The sequence below is a fragment of the Streptomyces odontotermitis genome, from assembly GCF_050510915.1.
Taxonomy (GTDB): domain Bacteria; phylum Actinomycetota; class Actinomycetes; order Streptomycetales; family Streptomycetaceae; genus Streptomyces.
In genome coordinates this window covers 30,427-48,204 of record NZ_JBNJLS010000030.1, presented here as the reverse complement: position 1 = coordinate 48,204, position 17,778 = coordinate 30,427, and the positions used below count along the sequence as shown (strand labels likewise).

The window sequence follows — 17,778 nt, the reverse complement described above, 5'->3', positions numbered from 1 at the left end:
GTTGATGCCGCCCCGATATGGGCCGATCCGCAACAGGTCTTTCCCTCGCCCCGGCTCCCGTCCCTACGGTTCAGAAGTCGCCGGAACGCCCGCGGGACCAGCCCCGGCAACGGACCAACGGCAGACCCACGACAGACCCACGACAGACCTTCGAGAGACGAGAGCAGGCCGCACCATGACCACGCACCCCCTCACCGAGCTGACCACCGTGACCCAGTCGAGCAAGGCCGTCGTGCAGCGCTACATGGACACCCTCATGGCGGGCGACGTCGAGGCGCTGCGGGAGTTCTTCACCCCGGAGACGACCTGGACGCTCGCCGGCGACCTGCCCGTGTCGGGAACCTGGACCGGGCCGGACGAGATCCTCGGCGAGTTCGTGCCCGCGATGGTGTCCCGACTGGTCCCGGAGACCGTGGAGTTCGAGTTCCACGGTCTCATCGGGGAGGGCGAGCGGGTGCTCGCCCAGTGGAACACCCGCGCCCTGGCCCGCTCCGGCGGCCGCTACGACCAGCACTGCCTGGCCGTCTTCACGGTCCGCGACGGCCGGATCGCGGACGTACGGGAGCACTTCGACACCCTCCACGCCCAGCAGGTCGTCTTCGCCTGAGCCCCCCGACCCGTCGTACGTCCCCTCCCCGCTCCCCTGAAAGGACCGCCCGCCATGCACGCCCTGCTCCCCGGCACCGACCCCGACAAGCCCGTCGTCCTCGGCGAGGCCCCCGAACCCGAGCCCCAGCAGGACGAGTTGGTGCTCGCCGTCGAGGCGTACTCCGTCAACCGGGGCGAGACCTTTCAGCTCGACGGGCAGCTCGACCGGACCTGGCCCGGCTGGCGCCCCGGCAAGGACGTCGCGGGCACGGTCGTACGGGCTGCCGCCGACGGCACCGGCCCCGCCGAGGGCACCCGCGTCGTCGCCCACCCGCCCGCGTACGGCTGGGCCGAGCGCGTCGCCGTGCCGACCGGCGCCGTGGCCGAACTCCCGGACAGCGTCGACGCGGTGACGGCCGCCGCGCTCCCCCTCGCCGGGATCACGGCGCTGCGGCTGCTGCGCGCGGCGGGGCCCGTGGCGGGGCGGCGCGTCCTGATCACGGGGGCGAGCGGCGGCGTCGGCCACTACGTCACCGAGCTGGCCGCCGCGTCCGGAGCGGCCGTGACGGTGGTGAGCGCCAGCGCGCAACGAGGTGCGCGGCTGGTGGAGTTGGGGGCGGTCGGCCTGGTGACGTCGGTCGAGGAGGCCGAAGGCCCGTACGACGTGGTGCTGGAGTCGGTCGGCGGCGCCTCGCTCCCGGCGGCGCTCGCCCGGCTCGCCGCGGGCGGGCTGCTCGTGTGGTTCGGGCAGGCGAGCCGCACCCCGGTGACGCTGGACTTCTTCGACTTCTTCAAGGGGCCGGACCAGGCGCGGATCACGCACTTCGACTACACCCGGTCCGAGGCGACGGACGGCGACGACCTCGCCGCCCTGGTGCGGCTCGTCGCCACCGGCCGCCTCCACCCCGAGATCGGCACGGTCCGGGACTGGAGCCGCACCGCCGAGGTCATCGGCGAGCTGCGCGGGCGCAGGGTGCGCGGGAACGCGGTCCTGACGGTGGGGTGAACCGGAGCCACCGGCACTGCACCGACGTCAACTGAAGCGCACGGGCAGGTACTTGACCCCGTTGATGAAGTCCGAGCGCATGCGCCGTGCCTCGCCCGCCGGTTCGATCCTCGGGTAGCGCCGGACGAGGGCGCGGATCAGCGCCTTGATCTGGCTGCGGGCGAGGTTGGCACCCAGACAGAAGTGCGGACCGCCGCCGCCGAACGTGAGGTGGTCGTTCGGTGTGCGGCGCAGGTCGAGCGTGCCGGGGTGGGCGAAGACATCTTCGTCGCGGTTGGCCGAGGTGTAGAAGAGGACGGCCTTCTGGCCCGCGCGGATCGGTACGCCGCGTATCTCCGTGCCGCGGGTCGCGGTGCGGCGGAAGTTGTGGATGGAGCCGTTCCAGCGCAGGAACTCCTCGGTGGCGGAGGTCCACAGCGCGTCGTCGTCGATGCCGGCGCGGAGCTCGGCGAGGGCATCAGGGTGCTCGATGAGAGTGCGGAGGGTGCCTGCGAGCAGGTTCCGGGTGGTCTCGTTGCCCGCGACGCACAGGGTCACGAAGAACATGTTGATCTCGTGCGTGGACAGCCGCTCGCCGTCCACCTCGCCGTGCACCAGGGCGCTCATCACGTCGTGGCGGGGGTCCTTGGCGCGGGCGGCGGCGAGTTCGTCGCAGTAGAGGTAGATCTCGGCGGCCGCGGTCTGGCCGTCCTCCTCGCTGGTGCGGAAGTCCGGGTCCTGGAAGCCCACCATCCGGTTGCTCCAGTCGAAGATGCGGTCCTCGTCGGCGGCGGGCACGCCGATCATCTCGCAGATGACCTGCAGCGGCAGCCGGGCCGCGAGCCGCTCCACGAAGTCGACGGCGGCGCCCGGCTCCACGGAGTCGGCGAGCAGCGCGGCCCGCCGCTCGATGTCGTCGAGCAGCTTGGCGACCATGCGCGGCGCGAACGCGGTGCTGACCAGCCGCCGGTAGCGGGTGTGCTTGGGCGGGTCCATCCCGATCAGGGTCAGGCCGAGGCTCTCCAGGGCCTCGGGTGCCTGGTCGCGGATGAAGAACGAGCCGAGCTGCACGGACCACAGCTCCGGGTCCCGGCTCAGGGCGACGATGTCCGCGTGCCGGGTGACGGCGAAGAAGCCCTCGCCGTCCGGGAGTTCGTGCCAGTGCACCGGGTCCTCGCGGCGCAGCAGCGCGAACTGCTCGTGCGGCACCGCCTGCGCCCAGGTGTCTTCGAGGAGGTCGATGGAGTCGAGGGTGGGGACAGCGCTCATGAGGGGTCGGCCTTTCGACGAGGGTCGGCCTTTCGCGGGCGGGCGGTCTTGCGGGAGTGGTCGGCCTATCGGGGGTGTCCGGTCTATCGGGGGTGTCCGGTCCTTCGGCCGGGCGTGAGTCCGAGGAGACCGCTGAGCCCGTTCACGACCAACTCCTCGGGTACGGCGGTGGGTTCGAGCCGGTGCTGGAGCGCACAGCCGAGCAGGACGCCGAGCACGAGGGCGCCGGTCTCCTCGGGCGGGTGCGGGAGCGTGGTGCCGGTGGCCTCGGCCCAGTCGGCGAGGCCCTCGCCGAGCTGTGCCCGTATCTCCGTGTAGCGCCGGGCGAGCGGTGTGCCGACGAGCGGGTCCCGGGCCCCGTACAGCCACAGCTCGGTCTCCAGGAGCAGCCAGGAGTCGCCGCGGTCGTCGGCGGCGGGCTGGGTGACGCTGCGCCACATCGCCGCGAAGTGCGCGCCCGGGTCGGCCACTTGGTGCAGCTCGCCCGCCAGCTGCTCGGCGGTGCGCTCCTTCCATACGTCGAGCAGGGCGAGCAACAGCCCTTCCTTGCCGCCGAAGTGGCTGTAGAGCGCGCCCGTGGTGCGCCCGGCGGCGTCGGCGAGGGCCTCGGCGGAGACCGCGTGGAACCCCTTCTTGGCGAAGAGCTCGGCGGCGGCGTCGATGAGCCGGGTGCGGGTCTCGGACTTGCGCTGGGCCTGGGTGGGTCTGGGCACGGGTCTCCCTGGGCGGCTGCGGTGTGCACTTATATCGGTGAGCCGATATAAGAGAGGAACCCACTGAACTGACGAGCCGTCAAGTCCCTGCGCAGCCAAGGCCGCCGACGGGCCACCGCCTCGGACCCCTCTCCCAGGCGGCGGCCCCCTTCGCCGTCAGCCCGGCCATGTCCCGGTGAGACGGTGCGTCGTGGCGGCGCCCGCACGGTCGACGGCGGCCTTGACCCCCGCGAAGATCGCACCTTGCAACGTGGCGGCGAGCAGCACCTCACGCCAGGTGCGGCCCTCGTCGGTGGCGTCGGGCGCGTCGTCCTCGTGCCCGAGGGTCCTCCACACCTTCTTGAACGCGGCGCCCGCGAGGACGCCGCTCAGCGCCCCGAACGCCATGCCGACCGGCTTGTACGCGATCTTCACTGCCTTCACCGGCTCCTCCCTTCGCCAGCGGGTCAACGTCCCGTCGTGAGTACCCCGTCGGGAGCGGGTCACGCGGCGCCGCGAGGGGGAGGCGCGGGAGGCTACGGGGCGGCGGAACCCGGCAGTTCCTCGCCGCACCAGCCGCAGTAGCGGGTGCCCGCCTCGGTGCCCAGGCGGCCGCAGGCCGGGCAGACCCGGTTCAGGGCGCAGGCCGGTTCGCCGCCTTCACCGACGATGCCGCCGGCGGAGGCCGCGGCCCCGGTGGCGATGGCGGTGGCGGTGGCGGTGAGCGGGCCGCCGATGGCCATGCCCGCGCGGCGCTGATGGACGGAGACGTACGTCAGGCCGTGCGGCCCGGCGGACAGGGCGCGGCGCGCCGTCCTCGGCAGCCACACCACGGTGCCGGGGGTCAACTCCCGCCGCCGCGTGCCGTCGTCGAGGTGCCCGCCGCCCTCGGCCACGACCAGGATCACATCCACGTCGTACTCGACGTGCTCGGCCACCGAGGCGCCCGGCGGCAGCCGCAGGACGTTGGCGTCGAGCTGTCTGCCCCGGTCGAGCAGTCGCCACAGCGCGCCGCCCCGCGCCTGCCCGGCGGGGTCGGCGAGCTCCGCGGCCCGTGCGGCCAGCAGCAGCACCCGGGGGGACTCGTGCACGTTCGACCACTCCTCCTCACATATCCGCTTCTCCTCAAGCCACCGGAAGGATAAGGCCGTTGTCGAAGGCGGCCTTGGCGAATCGCTCACCGATACGGCGGTGGGTGGCGGCGTCCGGGTGGAGCGCGTCCGGCAGCGGGAGCTCGGCGACGTCGTCCGGGCCGTAGAGGTCGCGGCCGTCCAGGTAGTGCAGGTGCGGGTCGTCCTCGGCGCGCTGGGCCACGATCCGGGCCAGCTCGTCCCGGATGACGCTCAACGTCAGCTTCCCGTAGGCGGCTTCGGCCGGGTCGCCCGTCGCCCGGAACTTCACGTGCTCGGTGCCGAGCGTGCTGAGGTCCAGGGCCGTGGGGCCGGGGGTGTCCTCGTGGATGGGGCAGAGGATGGGCGAGACGACCAGGAGGGGTGCGGTGGGGTGGCCCTCGCGGATCGTGTCGAGGAAGCCGTGGACGGCCGGGCCGAAGGCGCGCAGCCGCATCGCGTCGAGGTTGACCACATTGATGCCGAGCTTGACGCTGATCACGTCGGCGGGGGTGTCCCGCAGGGCGCGCGCGGTGAACGGGTCGAGCACGGCGCTGCCGCCGAGGCCCAGGTTGACCAGCTCCACACCACCGAGGGCGGCGGCGTGCGCGGGCCAGGTGGCGGTGGGGCTCGCGGCGTCGGAGCCGTGGCTGATCGAGCTGCCGTGGTGTAGCCACACCGGTCGGCCCGGGTCGGGGGCGGGCTCCACAGGGGCGTCGGTGCGCAGCGCGATGAGTTCGGTGGTCTCGTTGTACGGCAGCCAGATCTCGACGGTCTTGAGGCCGTCGCCCGCCACCTCCGGGAGGCCGGTGAACCGGACGGTGCCGGGCGGGCCCGGCGTGCGCTCGGCGCCGCCCGCGGCCATGTCGACGGTGATGGTGTGGCCGCCGTCCGCACCGGCCTGCGCCACGAGCCGGCCGTCGACCAGCAGGTCGTAGACACCGTCGGGGCGCGGCGGGACACCTACGTAGGCGAGTCTCGTGCGCAGCACGTCCAGCTCGACGGCGGTGGCCCGGGTGCGGAACGCGAGCCGTACGCCCGAGGGGTGGCTCTCGACCATGGCCAGTTGGGCGTCGGTGTTCTGGGCGCGGGCCCGGGCGGGGAGCCGGTGCGGGAGCACGCCGAGCTCGGTGGGCTCGACGTCGAGGGCGCCGCGGAGGAAGGCGGCGGTGACGGGGGTGGTGGTCCAGCCGTGACGGGCGCTCATGGACTGCCTCAACCTCTTGATCAACGTGTACGGATACTGCGCTACTTGACGGTCCGGGTGGACTGACTGGATTTACCGGCCCGACTGGACTGGGCAGCCGGTGCGGGCCAGTTGCGCAACATCGCGTCCAGGACGTCCACGATGCGCTCCCAGGTCTCCTGCGTGTCCGGGGCACTGTGGTCGAAGCTGCCGCCCAGCTCCTGGCTGATGTAACCGTGGAAGACGCTGCCGAGGAGGCGAACGGCGTGGGTCTGGTCCGGCTCGTCCAGGTCGTAGCCGCGCAGGATCGCCCGCGTCATCCGGGAGTGCCGCGGGCCCGCGCTGGCGAGCGCCGTCTCCGTGTCGAGCCGCAGCTGCGTGGCCGCGTACCGGCCGGGGTGCTCCTTCGCGTAGTCGCGGTAGACGTTCCCGAGGGCGGCCAGGGCGTCCTTCCCGGCCCGTCCGGCGAGCGCGGCGGAGCCCAGCTCGGCGAGCTCCTCCAGGGCGAGCAGGGTGATCCTCGTCTTGAGGTCCTGGGAGTTCTTGACGTGCGAGTACAGACTCGCGACCTTCACGTCGAACCGCCTCGCCAGCTCCGAGACGGTCACCCGGTCGAAGCCGACCTCGTCGGCCAGCTCCGCGCCCGCCCGGGTCAGGCGTTCCGCACTCAGCCCTACGCGCACCATAAGCATCCTCACCTTCAGCTGCACCCATTATGCATTTGCCTAAAAGCTTTAGGCAACTTAGCCTCAGGTTTATGAAGCCACTGACCGAGCAAGAGATCCGTGCCGCGTTCGTGAACTGCAGCAAGGGCGAGGCCAAGCGCCTCAATGTGCCCCGCGACCTGGGCGAGCGGCCATGGGACGACCTGGACTATCTGGGCTGGCGAGATCCCCAGGCGCCGGACCGTGCCTACCTCGTCATCGAGCTGGACGGCCGCCTGCAGGGCCTCACCATGCGCGGCTCCGCCTCCGGCTCCTGGATGCAGGCACGCCGCAGCATGTGCTCGATGTGCCTGACCACCCAGTCCGGCGGCGTCTCGCTGCTGGTCGCCCCGAAGGCCGGGAAGGCCGGCAAACAGGGCAACTCGGTGGGCGCGTACATCTGCAGCGACCTCGCCTGCTCCCTCTATGTGCGGGGCCTGCGGGACGCGGGCTCGGGGGCGCGGCTGCACGAGACGCTGACCCTGGAGGAGAAGATCGAGCGGACGGTGACGAACGTCGCGGCGTTCGTCGCGAAGGTCACGGCCTGAGAGCCGAGAGCTCGGCGCGACACGTCAGACCCCGAGGCTCTCCTCGACGGTCAAGCCCCCGGGGCCCCCTCGGCCCAGCGCGCCACTCCGTCCGCCAGCCGCACCCGGGCCCGCGGCACCGGCGCCGGTTCGGACCGCGTCTCCACCGGCGCCGCGATCCCCGGCGGCGCCCCCTCCCCCAGGCCCCGGTGGACGGGGCACGCGCAGGCGGCCTCGGCGGGCAACACCGGGCAGGCCGCGGCCAGTTCATGGACGAGGGGCATGTCGTCCGCGGTGATGCGCCACCACCAGTACATGTCCCACGAGGCGTGGTCCGCCACGTCCCAGCAGTCGTGGGAGTGGTGCTCGACCACGCCCCCGCCGCAGGCCGAACACGCCAGCAGGGCCGTGTAGTCGAAGACCGAGCCGTGCCCGGCACCCCCGTGCGGGGCGCCCCGGCGGGCCAGGGTCAGCAGCAGGGTGAGGGCGGGGGCCGCACAGCAGCGGGCGGGGCGGGACATGGGGGTCATTGTCGCCGAACCTCCCGGCGGGCCGGGCGCGGTGTTAGCCTGACTTCTATCTAACACTGTTAGAAGGAGGGTTACGTGACCGCTGAGGCATCCGCTCCGATCGGCCTTCCCGGCGGGCCCTACGATCCGCCGCACGCGCGGGTGCTGGCCCTCGCCGCGGCGAAGTGGGCGGCCCAGCCCATCTCCGCGCTCGCCTCGCTCGGGGTCGCCGACGTCCTCGCCGACGGACCGCGCCAGGTGGCCGACATCGCCGCCGCCGTGGGCGCGCACGCCCCCTCGCTGCACCGCTGCCTGCGCGCCGCCGCCTGCGTCGGCGTCTTCGAGGAGCAGGAAGACGGGCGGTACGGGCTCACGCCCATGGCCGACTGTCTGCGGCGCGACGCCACGACGCCGATCCGCAACTGGGTGCTCATGCTCACCGAAGGCCCCATGTGGGACTCGTTCGGGAAGCTCACCGAGACGGTGCGCAGCGGCAGGACGGCCTTCGAAGTCGCCCATGGCAGGCCCCTGTTCGAGCATCTCGACAAGGACGTCGCGTTCCGCTCCGTGTACGAGTCGGCCATGGGCGAGCTCACCTCGGAGCTCGCGGCCGAGCTCGTCACCGCCCTCGACTTCAGCGGCTACGGCACGCTCGTCGACCTCGGCGGCGGGGACGGCGAGCTGCTCGGCACGCTGCTCGCGCACGCCCCGGACAGCCGCGGTGTGCTGGTGGAGCGGCCCCATGTCATCGAGCTCGCCCGCGAGCGGCTTGCCCGGCTCGGGGTCGCCGAGCGGGTGCGGTGCGTGGCGGGGGACGCCACGGACGAGGTGCCGGGCGGCGGCGACGCGTATCTGATCAAGAACATGCTGCACTGCTTCGACGACGACACCGCGCTTGCCGTGCTGCGCAAGGTGCGCGCGGCCTGCCGCGACGACGCGCGCCTCTTCGTCATCGAGGCCGTCGTGCCACCGGGCAACGGCTTCCACTGGGCGAAGCTCATCGACATCGAGATGCTCGCCGACAACGACGGGCGCGAGCGCCGCGAGGAGGAGTGGCGGGACCTTCTCGAGCGGGCCGGATTCACCCTTGAGCGCGTACTGCCCGCCACCCCGCCGCAGTCGGTCCTCGTCGCGCACCCGGCTCCGGCCCCGGCCTCGCCCCCGACCCCGGATTCCACCCCCAACTGACAAGACGACCAGGAGGTCTCACCATGCGCGCACCATGGAAGGGCGACCCCGTCGAGCGGGCCCGCAACCGGGCCCGGCAGCGGGTGCTCCAGAAGAAGCAGGACGAGGACCAGGCCCGCAACCGCGAGCGCCAGGAGCGCGAGCAGGCGGAGCGCGACGCGCGCCAGCAACAACAGCAGGACGACTGAGCTCCGCCACGCACCACCAACTCCCCGTCTATGACGGGGAGTTGGCCTCCTCCAAGCGCACCCGCAGCCCGTCCAGCAAGCGGTCGAGCCCGTAGTTGAAGCGGGCCTCGATGTCGGGGCGGGCGAGGCGGGAGCCGACCGCGACCACGTTCGGGTACTCCTCCGCGGAGAGGTGCGCCAGGCGGTCGCGCGCGGCCTCCAGGAACTCCATGGGGTCCGTGCCCCGCGCCACGTCGGCGGAGAGCGGCGACGTCTCATGGAGGACGAAGCCCTGCACGTACTGGGTCAAGGAGTACAGCGAGTCGGCCGTGTCCTGGTCGCCGAAGCCCGCGCGGCGCACCGCTCCGAGGATGACCTCCGCGTGGTGCAGGAAGTGCGGGCCGAGCTGGAGCCGCCCCGCGAGGACGCGCCCCGAATCCCGCTTGGAGAGCAGGTACTTGCGGTACTCCTGCATCATCTCGCGCAGCTCCCGCTGCCAGTCGCCGTCGTCCCGCACGAGTGTGTCAAGCCGCAGATCGGCCAGAAGAGCATCGGCCAGAAGGTCCAGAAGCTCATCCTTGTTCCGGACATACCAGTACAAGGAGGGCGCTTGGATGGAGAGTTCGTCGGCCAGGCGACGCATGGACAGGGAGTCGAGCCCGTCCCGCTGGAGTGTGCGCAGCGCTGCCGCCGTGACGGCTTCGAGCGTGATGGACGGCCGTGGCTGGCGGTTTGCCGAGTTTGCGGCACGCTGAGCGGGCATGCGGCCGACTCCCTCCTGCGGGTGCGGTACGGGTTCCCTAATAATGTTAGGGGAACGGGGTGGCGGAAAGTAACTCTCCGCCACCCCTGTTGCCGTCCCGTCACCTATCGCAGGTGCGGCAGCACCTCGTCCGCGAAGAGCCGGAAGCTGCGCTCCATCGTCGGGCCGTCCTGGCCGCCGAAGTCCACCTGCCACAGGAAGGTGTCCACGGACAGGAACTCCTGGAGCCGGCGGGCCCGTTCGAGCACGGTCGCCGGGGAGCCGACGACGGCGGTGCCGAGGCTGCGGAAGTCGGCGATGTCGAGGTTGCGCAGCGTCAGGGCCATCTGCGAGTACGTGGGGTAGTCCTTCGACGACGTGTGCATCCACGCCTCGGCGGCCTCCGCCCATACGGTCAGGTACTCGCGCAGCAGCGGGTCGGCGGTCGCGTACGCCTCGTCGTCGGTCTCCGCCACGTACAGCGGGATGGAGACGGCGACGCGGGGGCGGGGCGCGTCGGGGGCGTCGCCGTGGACGTCCTCGAAGGTGTCGAGGTAGACCTCCACCAAGTCCCGTACGCCCGCGAGGTCCTGCTGCCGGGGCGGGGGCGTGACCAGGAGCCCGAAGCCCTGTTCGGCGAGCCAGGCGAAGCTCTGCCGGGAGCGGACGGCGGCGCCCCACACGGGAGGGTGCGGGCGCTGCACGGGAGCGGGCAGCGAGGTGGCGTCCCGGAACGAGAAGAAGGGGCTGTCCTCGGAGACCTTCTCCTCGGTCCACAGACGCAGGACCGCGGCGATGGTGTCGTTGAACCGGTCGCGGCTCTCGTCCATCGACACCCCGAACGCCGCGAACTCGTACGGCATCCAGGCCCGCGCGAAGCCCACGTCGAGGCGGCCGCCGCTGAGCGCGTCGACCATCGCGGTGTGCGCGGCGAGCTGGATGGGGTGGTGGAAGGCGGGCAGCACGCAGCCGGTCATGAGGCGGATCCGGCTGGTCTGCGCGGCGACGGCGGCGAGGAAGGTCAGCGGGCTGGGACAGTAGCCGCCGTATTCCTTCAGGTAGTGCTCGGTCATCTTGACGTAGTCGAGGCCCGCTTCGTCCGCGAGCCGGGAGATCCGCAGCACGTCCTCGTAGTACTCGCGCGCGCCGCGGGTGGCGGGGCGGCAGTCGGGGAGCAGCGAGATGCCGTGTTTCACGATCGTTTCCTCTCGGTCGGGATGAGCAGCGCGAGATAGGCGGCGTCGGCGGCGAGCAGCGGCGTGAGGGTTCCGGTGCGCCAGTACAGGGCGGCGTGCACGGCGGGGACGAGGAGGGCGGGCAGCCAGACGTCGGGGGCGGTGCGCCGCCCGTCCGGGACGGCGCGCACCTGCACGGCGGCGTGGGCGAGGACCGCGACCCCGACAGCTGCCACGGCGCCCGCCCCCGCGAGGGCGCTCACCAACCCCGCCCGGAACGCGCCCTCTTCGGCGACCACGGCAACCGCGAGGGCCGCCACGCCCCACGCGGCACCGGGCCCCGCCACCCTGGCCCGAGCCTCCTCGGCGGCCTGCCCCCGGGCGAGGGCGAGCCAGTGGGTCTGCCCGGCGGCCGAGGCGGGACGGGTGGTGCGCGGCGGCAGGACGGTGGCACGGGTCGCGGTGCGGGCGGTTCGGTGGGGAGCCGTGCGAGGCCGGCCGTCGTCGCGGGCGCGCGTCCCGGCGCGCCGCACGGCAGCCAGGACCCGCTCCGCCCCGCGCGCCACCCGCGTTCCCCGCAGCGCCGCCCCCGCGTCCGCCACCACGCTCGACAGGAAGGCCGCCGCCGCGAACTCGCCGCAGCCCAGGGCGAGTCCGAGGAGCACGAGGGCCGCCGTGGTGCCGTCCGGGGCGGGCGGGTGCCACGGCAGGGCGCCGCACAGGGCGGCGGTCAGCGTCACCAGGCCCCCGGCTGCGGCCCCGGCCAGCGATCGGGACCGGGCGGGCGGCACCGCCGTGAACCGGCCGGGGACGCTCCGGGCGAGCCAGGGCGCCAGCGCCCCGTACGCCCCTGCCGTCACCAGCAGGACCACCGCCGCGGCCACCACACTGCTCATGAACCCGCCCTCTGTACGCGGGACTTGGCGCCGGGAGCGCTCGCGGGAGCGCCCGGTCGTGGCGCCGCCGCCCGCACCGTGTTCTGGTAGCGCCAGATCCGCGCGTTGAACAGGGCGTGCGCCACCACCGCGCCCAGGACCGTGCCCGTCGCCAGCGTCAGCGCGAGCGCCACGCACGACAGCGGGAGCTTCGCGACGACCTGGGCCCAGCCGAAGAAGATGTGCGAGAGGGCGAAGGCCGCGGTGGCGAGGAGAAGTACCAACGCCCTTACCGGCCACGCGTGTTGATGGAGCGCCACGCCGGTCAGCGTGCCCCGGAACACACACTCCTCCAGGACTCCGACCGTCACCAGCCACACCAGTGGCAGCGCCACGTCGCTGTCGCGGCGGCTGGCCGTCCAGCGCCGCTCCACCGCCGGAGCGGGGGCCTCTCCCCCGGCTCCCCGTGCGAGCTTCGCCGCCGCGCCCACCGCCCGCGTGGCCCGCGTCCGAGGCGCTGTTGCCGTCGTGCGTGCGGGAGTTGGCCGGGCGGACGCGCGCCGGGCCAGCCGCCGTGTGATCGCCGTGTCGGCGGTGGCGATCAGCGGAGCCGCCGCCGCGCCGAGGACCGGTCCCGCCACCAGGCCCCAGACCGCCGCCTCCCGCCCGAGCGCGGCGGGGCCGAGCACGAGCAGGCCGAACCCGGTCACGGCGCCGAGCACCCCCGCGTACACCTGGAGGGTGTGGACCCCCCGGTGGTCGAAGAAGCGCACGTGCAGGTGGGAGGCGAGCGCGAGGGCGGAGAACGCGCACAGCGTCAGCGCGGCCAGCGCCGTGGCGCGCAGCTCAGGGGTAGGGATGAGGGACGTCATCGGTGAAGCCCCCGTAGTCGGCGAAGCGCGGGTGGGCGGCGGGCACGGCGCTGGGCAGCGGCAGGCTGACCGTGTCCGGCGACCAGACGCGCATCGCGTGGAAGCCGAGGGCGCGCAGGTCGCGGGTGGTCAGATCGGCGAAGTAGAGCTGTTTCCCGGTGTGTTGGAAGGCGTCGACGAGGCCGCGTACCGCTTCCTTGACCGGGCGGTCGTCGTCGGGTGGGAGCTCGGAGGCGGGTGTCTCGGTGTGGTGGGCGAAGCGCCGCTCCACCGTGCGGGCGCCGTTGGACGTCGCGTACAGGCCGACGTTGCCCTCCAGGTCGTAGATGTCCCCGGTGTCGGGCGTGCCCTCCTGGGACTGTTCGACCGCGACCCAGGCGGCGAGCCACTGCACGCCCGCCGCTTCGAGGAGCGCCCGGTACATGGCACGGGCCAGCGAGGCGCCGCTGCCGAGGCCGATGGCGACCTCGGGGACGAGCCCGGCGGGCTGGCGCAGCAGGCAGGCGATGGTGAAGCCGGGCAGGTCGGGGCTGGGCAGGGCGTGGAACTCGGGGCGGGGCGCGGACGCGGGGAAGTAGGTGTCGACGATGCGGTCGACGTGCCGGGTGCGGGCGTCGGGCCGGATCAGCGCGGACTCCGTGCGGCCGTACCAGTGGCCCATGGCCGCGTCGACCTGGACGACTTCCTCGAGTGCCGCGCGCAGGGCGGCCGGTGCGGTGGTGTGCGTCGCGGTGCCCGTGGTGACGGCGGGCAGCGTCCAGGGCTCCTCGCGCCGGCGCACGTACCCGAGGAGGAAGCGCTGCGTGGGCACCCAGCAGGTGCCGCCGCCGGTGAGGGACGGCACGCGGATCCAGCCGGAGGGGGCCTGTGGGTCGAAGCGGTCGAAGGGGAAGCCGTCGCGCTCGTACTGCTCGTCGGTGAAGAGCCGGAAGGCCGACGGGGGCAGCAACGGCTCGTTCTCGGCGGCCAGTTGGTCGTACGAGGCGTACCGCTCCTCGAAGTGGCCGTCGAGCGCGGCGGCGTAGCCGGAGTAGCGCTCCAGGGTCTCGGCCAGCGAGCGGATGTGGCTCTCGAACGGGAAGATGCCGTAGCCGCCGATGTGGTAACTGCCCGCCTTGGGCGGCGGCTGGTCCTGGCGGACGTGGACGCCGGTCATGTCGGCCGTGCCGACGAGGAGCCGGGGGCCGCCGGGGTAGCGGGTGAGGAAGCCCATCGAGGTGGTGATGCCGCACAGCGGGTTGTGCATGCGGCGGCGCAGCCGGTGGACGCGGGTGTCCTCGTCCTGGTGGAGGGTCAGGCGCATCAGTCCTCCAGCCACGAGCGCGGGTCGAAGTGGAGGGTCTCGTCGTCCCGTTCGGGCACGGAGCCGCAGCCGGGGCAGCCGGGCAGCGGCAGGACCTCCTGGTAGGAGATCTCCATGCTCGGCAGATAGCAGCCGAGGACCTTCTGGATGGTGAACGTCGAGCCGCAGCTGAGGTAGTTGGTGGCTTCGAGGGCGAGGTGCGAGCAGAGCAGCTGCTGGACGGGGCCGTAGACGGGCGGCTCGCCGGCGTGCACGGCGGAGCGGGCGAGCGCGGCCTTGTAGCGCTGGTATCCGGCGCTCTCGCGGAGGTTCATGGTGACGCGGGTCTCGAAGCACTCGAAGCAGGCGGAGCGCCCGGCGACCATGGTGGGTCCGACGAAGAGGAAGGGCCCGTCGATCGCCGCGTACGTCCAGTCGATCCCGGCGGCGCGGGTGAGCCGGTTGAGGAGCTGGGCGCGCACCGGGTCGATGGTCTTCTCGGCGAGCAGGAGGTAGTGGCCGCGCCAGGGGGCGAGGAATTCCACGGCTTCACCGAAGGCGAGTCCGTCGTGCAGGACGGCCGGTGCGAGGGCGTCGAGGCGGGCCCGTACGGGGTGGTCGGGGCCGGGTATGAGGGTGTCGCCGGTGACGTCGGGCGGGAGTAACGCGGCGGTGCGCTCGGTGAGTTCGCCGTCGCCGAGCAGGATCACGCCCCGGGCGACGGGCTGTTCGGGGCGGGCGCCGAGGGCGGCCATGCCGTCGAGGTAGGCGTCCAGGGCGTTGCCGGGGCCCTCCTCGATGGCGTCGAGGCCGTAGAGGTGGTCGACGAGGGCCTCGACCTCGACGCGGGACACGCCTTCGCGTTTGGCGAGGTCGCGGCGCGAGAGCGTGCCGTCGAGTCCGCTGACGAGGTTGAAGAGCTTGCCGGAGCGGGAGTCGTCGGTGAGCGTGTAGGACTTGGCGTTCCACACCCCGGTGCGCAGTTCGACGACGTCGGGGCTGTGGCCGACGACGGAGAACGAACGGCGCACGCGCGGCTGCCGGTTGTCTGTCATGCGTGGGGCCTCTCTTCTGCCTGGTCCCTGGTGGTGTCGAGTGGGCGCGCGGGGGTCAGCCCGCGCCCAACAGCACGGTGTGGAGCAGCGTGCGGTGCACGCCGTCGAGGTGGAGGGCGGCGTGCGCCTCGTCGTCGTAGAAGCCGGAGAAGTCCACGCTCTGCAACCCGAGTCCGGTGGCGGCCAGATGGGTGTTCTGGGCGATGCCGCCCGACTCGTGGAACATCGAACGCATGCCCCGCGGGCCGTACTTGCGCATCGAGCGCCAGGGGTTGCCGATCAGCAGGAGGACGGCGCCGGCCCGCTCGAAGTCGATCGAGCCGTCCTGCGGGTCGAAGGAGGCGAGGAGTTCGGGCAGCGTCTCGGGGCCCGCCTGCGCGGTGAGGGCGTCCTCGACGGGCAGATAGCGGTGCAGCCCCCGCTCGAGGCCGGTCACGTTCAGGGCGGCGAGCCAGAGCTCGACGGGGTAGAGGCCGCCCGCGCTGGGCACCGTACGGAAGCCCATGGTCAGCGGGGCGCCGTCGGCGAGTTCGATGTCGGCCTCGGCCGTGACGCCGCCCGCGAAGCGCAGCACCGTGGCGAGGTCGTCGAGGGAGACCGGGGCGCCGGTGAAGTCACGGCCGCTGCGGCGGCGCAGCACGGTCTCGGCGAGCCCGGCCGGGGCGTCGGCGCCCTCGGGCAGCGGGACGCGGGGCGCGCCCTGGCGCGGCAGCCGGTCCTGGCGGGACTGGACGACCGCCATGACATCGGAGAAGTAATACCCGATGGACAGCAGGGACTCACGGTCCCAGCGTCGCATTCGAGTTGCTATCAGAAACTCCTCCGCGATGCGTTCGGCACCATCTGCTGACTGATTTTCAAAACGCATCGAGTGGGTTTGCAAACCTACAGCGTTCACATGTGGACTCATCGTGCGATAGGCACTCGCAGCAACCGAGGACCGCACAAGTCCTGAATCTGCGGGGGTCTGCGCATCGCTCATGTAATTCGCTCCTCGCATTTAACCCGCCGCTGCGGACTTAACCGTCGTTGTCAGAACTGACGAGGGGCCGACGCGCCGCGGGCCCGTGACCCGCGGCGCGCCGACCGTCATCGGTTACTTGCGGACAACGGCTCCGCAGCAGCAGGAACAGGCGCCAGGAACCAGAACGGCACCTTCACGACCTGCGCCGAACGGCTCAAGAGCGGCCTGCGGGGTGCTGTTGCGGTGCTCCGCCGTCTTCTCGGACTGCAGCTTCATGACCATCTCCTCGTGTTGGGATACGGAGGGTGGATTCCATGTGCACGAAGGGCATCCGGCCACATTCACCGGAAACCCCCGGTGAGGTCGGTGAGTCTGTTGAGCAGAAACTTCCAGCCTCACAGCGTCGCAACCTAACAGTGTTTGTCAGCCAGTGCAAGGCCGCCCCGAGCGAACTACAAATAGCCCGATCGGGCAAACGGCACGCTATATTCCACTTGACGAAGCCTTTTAATGGGGAATACCAGACCGTTATTGCGTGGCACCCCCGGCATGCGTTACCAACGAGGCCATGGCCTTCGAAGACGCACCTCCGGTTGATCTGCTCGATTCCGCATTCATGGCCGACCCGGGGCCGGGCTACGCCGAGCTCCACCGCACGGAACCGGTGACCCGCGTGCATCTGCGCCCGGACCTGAACCCCTGGCTGATCACGGGCTACGACGTGGCGAAATGGGTACTCTCCGACCCGCTGTTCAGCGTCGATCCGGCCAACACGGAGGAGCCGGTGCGCGAGGCCATCGCGGCCGGCCGCGCCGAGGAGAAGACGGCCCTGCTCGGCCGTCATCTGCTCAGCGTCGACCCGCCCGACCACACCCGGATGCGCCGGCTGATGTCCCGGGCGCTCACCGCCCGGCGGATGCTCCAACTCCAGGGCCCCGTCGAGACGTTCGCGGAAGCACAGCTCGACACCCTTGCGGGCCGCCCCGACTTCGACGTCCTCGGGGACTACGCGCTGCCGCTCGCCGTCGAGGTGATCTGCGAGCTGATCGGCATTCCCGCAGCCGACCGGCAGCGGTTCAAGGACTGGGGCGCGCTGCTCGTGCGCGCCGAGCTCCAGGACGACGCGTCCTTCGACCAGGCCGCCGACGAGATGGCCGGCTACTTCGTCCCGCTGCTCGCCTCCCGCCGCAAGGAACCCGCCGACGACCTGGTCAGCGCCCTGGTCTCGGCCCACGGCGAGGAGCACCTCGACGACTACGAACTGATCTCACTCGTCTACCAGTTGTTCTTCGCGGGCCATGAGTCCAGCGCGTACCTCATCACCAACGCGACCCTGCGCCTGCTGTCCCACCCGGAAGAACGCGCCGCCCTGGAGCGGGATCCCGCGCGGATCGAGCCCCTGATCGAGGAGGTGCTGCGCGTCGACGGCCCGGTGAAGGTGCCCACCTGGCGCTTCCCGGTGCGCGACGTCGAGCTGTGCGGACGGAAACTGCGTGCCGGGGAGCCGGTGCTCGTACTGCTCGGGGCGACCGGCCGTGATCCGCGCCGCTTCCCCGACCCGGACCACTTCGACAGCACCCGCGCGGCCGCGCAGCAGCACCTGGCGTTCAGCCATGGGATCCACCACTGCATGGGGGCCGCGGTCGGCCGCATGGAGGGGCGGGTCGGGGTGGCCCGGCTGTTCGCGCGCCACCCGGGGCTGCGCCTCGCCTGGGCCCCGGAGGATCTGCGGTGGCGGGACAACCTGATGATGCGGGGCGTGTGCGAACTGCCGGTGCTCGTACGGGAGTGACGGTACGGGGAGACGCGCCACTCCCGTGACGGGAGTGGCGCGTCGAACGCCGGACGGGCTCGGCCGACGGGGGATCCGATCCGAGCCCGCCCGGCTG

General features: G+C 72.3%; 21 protein-coding genes. 6 read left to right on the top strand and 15 right to left on the bottom strand.

Translation table 11 applies throughout. The annotated features are described in order from the left end of the window. Positions 1–175: 175 nt before the first annotated feature. Both ACQB60_RS42880 and ACQB60_RS42875 read left to right on the top strand, forming a co-directional pair. Entirely contained in the window at positions 176–607 is a 432-nt protein-coding gene (locus tag ACQB60_RS42880) for a nuclear transport factor 2 family protein (RefSeq protein ID WP_496931521.1), read from the top strand. A gap of 54 nt (positions 608–661) precedes the next feature. Then, positions 662–1,594, top strand: coding sequence for a zinc-binding dehydrogenase (locus ACQB60_RS42875; protein ID WP_496931520.1), 933 nt, complete (start codon positions 662–664; stop codon positions 1,592–1,594). Between the two features lie 27 nt (positions 1,595–1,621). Here the strand turns inward: ACQB60_RS42875 and ACQB60_RS42870 are convergent, their stop codons facing one another. From ACQB60_RS42870 to ACQB60_RS42845, 6 genes are all read right to left on the bottom strand, one after another. Next, complete coding sequence (locus ACQB60_RS42870) at positions 1,622–2,842, bottom strand: cytochrome P450 (RefSeq protein ID WP_496931519.1); 1,221 nt, start codon at positions 2,840–2,842, stop codon at positions 1,622–1,624. A gap of 83 nt (positions 2,843–2,925) precedes the next feature. Beyond that, positions 2,926–3,555 (bottom strand): TetR/AcrR family transcriptional regulator, encoded by a 630-nt coding sequence (locus tag ACQB60_RS42865; RefSeq protein ID WP_496931518.1) that lies wholly within the window; start codon positions 3,553–3,555, stop codon positions 2,926–2,928. A 156-nt stretch (positions 3,556–3,711) separates the two neighbouring features. Next, entirely contained in the window at positions 3,712–3,978 is a 267-nt protein-coding gene (locus ACQB60_RS42860) for a DUF4235 domain-containing protein (protein ID WP_496931517.1), read from the bottom strand. Between the two features lie 92 nt (positions 3,979–4,070). Continuing rightward, positions 4,071–4,625, bottom strand: coding sequence for a cupin domain-containing protein (locus ACQB60_RS42855; RefSeq protein ID WP_496931516.1), 555 nt, complete (start codon positions 4,623–4,625; stop codon positions 4,071–4,073). Positions 4,626–4,659: 34 nt separating this feature from the next. Next, a complete protein-coding gene (locus ACQB60_RS42850) occupies positions 4,660–5,850 on the bottom strand; it encodes a GDSL-type esterase/lipase family protein (RefSeq protein ID WP_496931515.1) in 1,191 nt (396 codons plus the stop codon). A 41-nt stretch (positions 5,851–5,891) separates the two neighbouring features. Further along, positions 5,892–6,515, bottom strand: a complete 624-nt coding sequence (locus tag ACQB60_RS42845) for a TetR/AcrR family transcriptional regulator (protein ID WP_496931514.1) — start codon at positions 6,513–6,515, stop codon at positions 5,892–5,894. 71 nt (positions 6,516–6,586) lie between these two features. On the opposite strand from ACQB60_RS42845, the gene ACQB60_RS42840 reads away from it, so the two are divergent. Beyond that, entirely contained in the window at positions 6,587–7,081 is a 495-nt protein-coding gene (locus ACQB60_RS42840; protein WP_496931513.1) for an FBP domain-containing protein, read from the top strand. A gap of 50 nt (positions 7,082–7,131) precedes the next feature. Here the strand turns inward: ACQB60_RS42840 and ACQB60_RS42835 are convergent, their stop codons facing one another. Beyond that, positions 7,132–7,581 (bottom strand): hypothetical protein, encoded by a 450-nt coding sequence (locus tag ACQB60_RS42835; RefSeq protein WP_496931512.1) that lies wholly within the window; start codon positions 7,579–7,581, stop codon positions 7,132–7,134. Positions 7,582–7,665: 84 nt separating this feature from the next. Here ACQB60_RS42835 and ACQB60_RS42830 point away from each other — a divergent pair, with 84 nt between their 5' ends. Both ACQB60_RS42830 and ACQB60_RS42825 read left to right on the top strand, forming a co-directional pair. Next, positions 7,666–8,757 carry a methyltransferase gene (locus ACQB60_RS42830; protein WP_496931511.1) on the top strand — a complete coding sequence of 364 codons (1,092 nt, stop codon included), beginning with the start codon at positions 7,666–7,668 and terminating at the stop codon, positions 8,755–8,757. 23 nt (positions 8,758–8,780) lie between these two features. Beyond that, complete coding sequence (locus ACQB60_RS42825; protein ID WP_496931510.1) at positions 8,781–8,945, top strand: hypothetical protein; 165 nt, start codon at positions 8,781–8,783, stop codon at positions 8,943–8,945. Positions 8,946–8,973: 28 nt separating this feature from the next. Here ACQB60_RS42825 and ACQB60_RS42820 read toward each other — a convergent pair whose 3' ends face one another. The 8 genes from ACQB60_RS42820 to ACQB60_RS42785 all read right to left on the bottom strand — a co-directional run bounded on the left by ACQB60_RS42820 (position 8,974) and on the right by ACQB60_RS42785 (position 16,165). Continuing rightward, on the bottom strand, positions 8,974–9,687 hold the full coding sequence (locus ACQB60_RS42820; RefSeq protein WP_496931509.1) for a TetR/AcrR family transcriptional regulator: 714 nt from the start codon (positions 9,685–9,687) through the stop codon (positions 8,974–8,976). Positions 9,688–9,791: 104 nt separating this feature from the next. Next, positions 9,792–10,862: an LLM class flavin-dependent oxidoreductase gene (locus ACQB60_RS42815; RefSeq protein WP_496931508.1), complete on the bottom strand. Its 1,071-nt coding sequence runs from the start codon at positions 10,860–10,862 to the stop codon at positions 9,792–9,794. Next, complete coding sequence (locus tag ACQB60_RS42810; protein ID WP_496931507.1) at positions 10,859–11,737, bottom strand: CPBP family glutamic-type intramembrane protease; 879 nt, start codon at positions 11,735–11,737, stop codon at positions 10,859–10,861. Before ACQB60_RS42810 ends, ACQB60_RS42815 begins: the two co-directional genes overlap by 4 nt. Continuing rightward, on the bottom strand, positions 11,734–12,588 hold the full coding sequence (locus ACQB60_RS42805) for a CPBP family intramembrane glutamic endopeptidase (protein WP_496931506.1): 855 nt from the start codon (positions 12,586–12,588) through the stop codon (positions 11,734–11,736). Before ACQB60_RS42805 ends, ACQB60_RS42810 begins: the two co-directional genes overlap by 4 nt. Then, positions 12,563–13,891 carry a YcaO-like family protein gene (locus tag ACQB60_RS42800; protein WP_496931505.1) on the bottom strand — a complete coding sequence of 443 codons (1,329 nt, stop codon included), beginning with the start codon at positions 13,889–13,891 and terminating at the stop codon, positions 12,563–12,565. Before ACQB60_RS42800 ends, ACQB60_RS42805 begins: the two co-directional genes overlap by 26 nt. After that, entirely contained in the window at positions 13,891–14,925 is a 1,035-nt protein-coding gene (locus ACQB60_RS42795) for a TOMM precursor leader peptide-binding protein (protein WP_496931504.1), read from the bottom strand. Before ACQB60_RS42795 ends, ACQB60_RS42800 begins: the two co-directional genes overlap by 1 nt. Positions 14,926–14,980: 55 nt before the next feature. Next, the gene (locus tag ACQB60_RS42790) at positions 14,981–15,724 is read right to left on the bottom strand and encodes a SagB/ThcOx family dehydrogenase (RefSeq protein ID WP_496931503.1); all 744 of its coding nucleotides are present in this window, start codon (positions 15,722–15,724) and stop codon (positions 14,981–14,983) included. A 297-nt stretch (positions 15,725–16,021) separates the two neighbouring features. Continuing rightward, positions 16,022–16,165 (bottom strand): hypothetical protein, encoded by a 144-nt coding sequence (locus ACQB60_RS42785; RefSeq protein WP_384834123.1) that lies wholly within the window; start codon positions 16,163–16,165, stop codon positions 16,022–16,024. A gap of 292 nt (positions 16,166–16,457) precedes the next feature. Here ACQB60_RS42785 and ACQB60_RS42780 point away from each other — a divergent pair, with 292 nt between their 5' ends. Then, a complete protein-coding gene (locus tag ACQB60_RS42780; protein WP_496931502.1) occupies positions 16,458–17,681 on the top strand; it encodes a cytochrome P450 family protein in 1,224 nt (407 codons plus the stop codon). The last annotated feature ends 97 nt before the right edge of the window (positions 17,682–17,778 follow it).

What these genes read in the sequence shown, in the direction of transcription:
- ACQB60_RS42785 (WP_384834123.1), bottom strand. Translation starts at nt 16,165, where the DNA reads ATGAAGCTGCAGTCCGAGAAGACGGCGGAGCACCGCAACAGCACCCCG.
- ACQB60_RS42810 (WP_496931507.1), bottom strand. Translation starts at nt 11,737, where the DNA reads ATGAGCAGTGTGGTGGCCGCGGCGGTGGTCCTGCTGGTGACGGCAGGG.
- ACQB60_RS42840 (WP_496931513.1), top strand. Translation starts at nt 6,587, where the DNA reads ATGAAGCCACTGACCGAGCAAGAGATCCGTGCCGCGTTCGTGAACTGC.
- ACQB60_RS42780 (WP_496931502.1), top strand. Translation starts at nt 16,458, where the DNA reads ATGGCCTTCGAAGACGCACCTCCGGTTGATCTGCTCGATTCCGCATTC.
- ACQB60_RS42880 (WP_496931521.1), top strand. Translation starts at nt 176, where the DNA reads ATGACCACGCACCCCCTCACCGAGCTGACCACCGTGACCCAGTCGAGC.
- ACQB60_RS42825 (WP_496931510.1), top strand. Translation starts at nt 8,781, where the DNA reads ATGCGCGCACCATGGAAGGGCGACCCCGTCGAGCGGGCCCGCAACCGG.
- ACQB60_RS42795 (WP_496931504.1), bottom strand. Translation starts at nt 14,925, where the DNA reads ATGACAGACAACCGGCAGCCGCGCGTGCGCCGTTCGTTCTCCGTCGTC.
- ACQB60_RS42875 (WP_496931520.1), top strand. Translation starts at nt 662, where the DNA reads ATGCACGCCCTGCTCCCCGGCACCGACCCCGACAAGCCCGTCGTCCTC.
- ACQB60_RS42800 (WP_496931505.1), bottom strand. Translation starts at nt 13,891, where the DNA reads ATGCGCCTGACCCTCCACCAGGACGAGGACACCCGCGTCCACCGGCTG.
- ACQB60_RS42870 (WP_496931519.1), bottom strand. Translation starts at nt 2,842, where the DNA reads ATGAGCGCTGTCCCCACCCTCGACTCCATCGACCTCCTCGAAGACACC.
- ACQB60_RS42835 (WP_496931512.1), bottom strand. Translation starts at nt 7,581, where the DNA reads ATGTCCCGCCCCGCCCGCTGCTGTGCGGCCCCCGCCCTCACCCTGCTG.
- ACQB60_RS42790 (WP_496931503.1), bottom strand. Translation starts at nt 15,724, where the DNA reads ATGCGACGCTGGGACCGTGAGTCCCTGCTGTCCATCGGGTATTACTTC.
- ACQB60_RS42820 (WP_496931509.1), bottom strand. Translation starts at nt 9,687, where the DNA reads ATGCCCGCTCAGCGTGCCGCAAACTCGGCAAACCGCCAGCCACGGCCG.
- ACQB60_RS42805 (WP_496931506.1), bottom strand. Translation starts at nt 12,588, where the DNA reads ATGACGTCCCTCATCCCTACCCCTGAGCTGCGCGCCACGGCGCTGGCC.
- ACQB60_RS42850 (WP_496931515.1), bottom strand. Translation starts at nt 5,850, where the DNA reads ATGAGCGCCCGTCACGGCTGGACCACCACCCCCGTCACCGCCGCCTTC.
- ACQB60_RS42845 (WP_496931514.1), bottom strand. Translation starts at nt 6,515, where the DNA reads ATGGTGCGCGTAGGGCTGAGTGCGGAACGCCTGACCCGGGCGGGCGCG.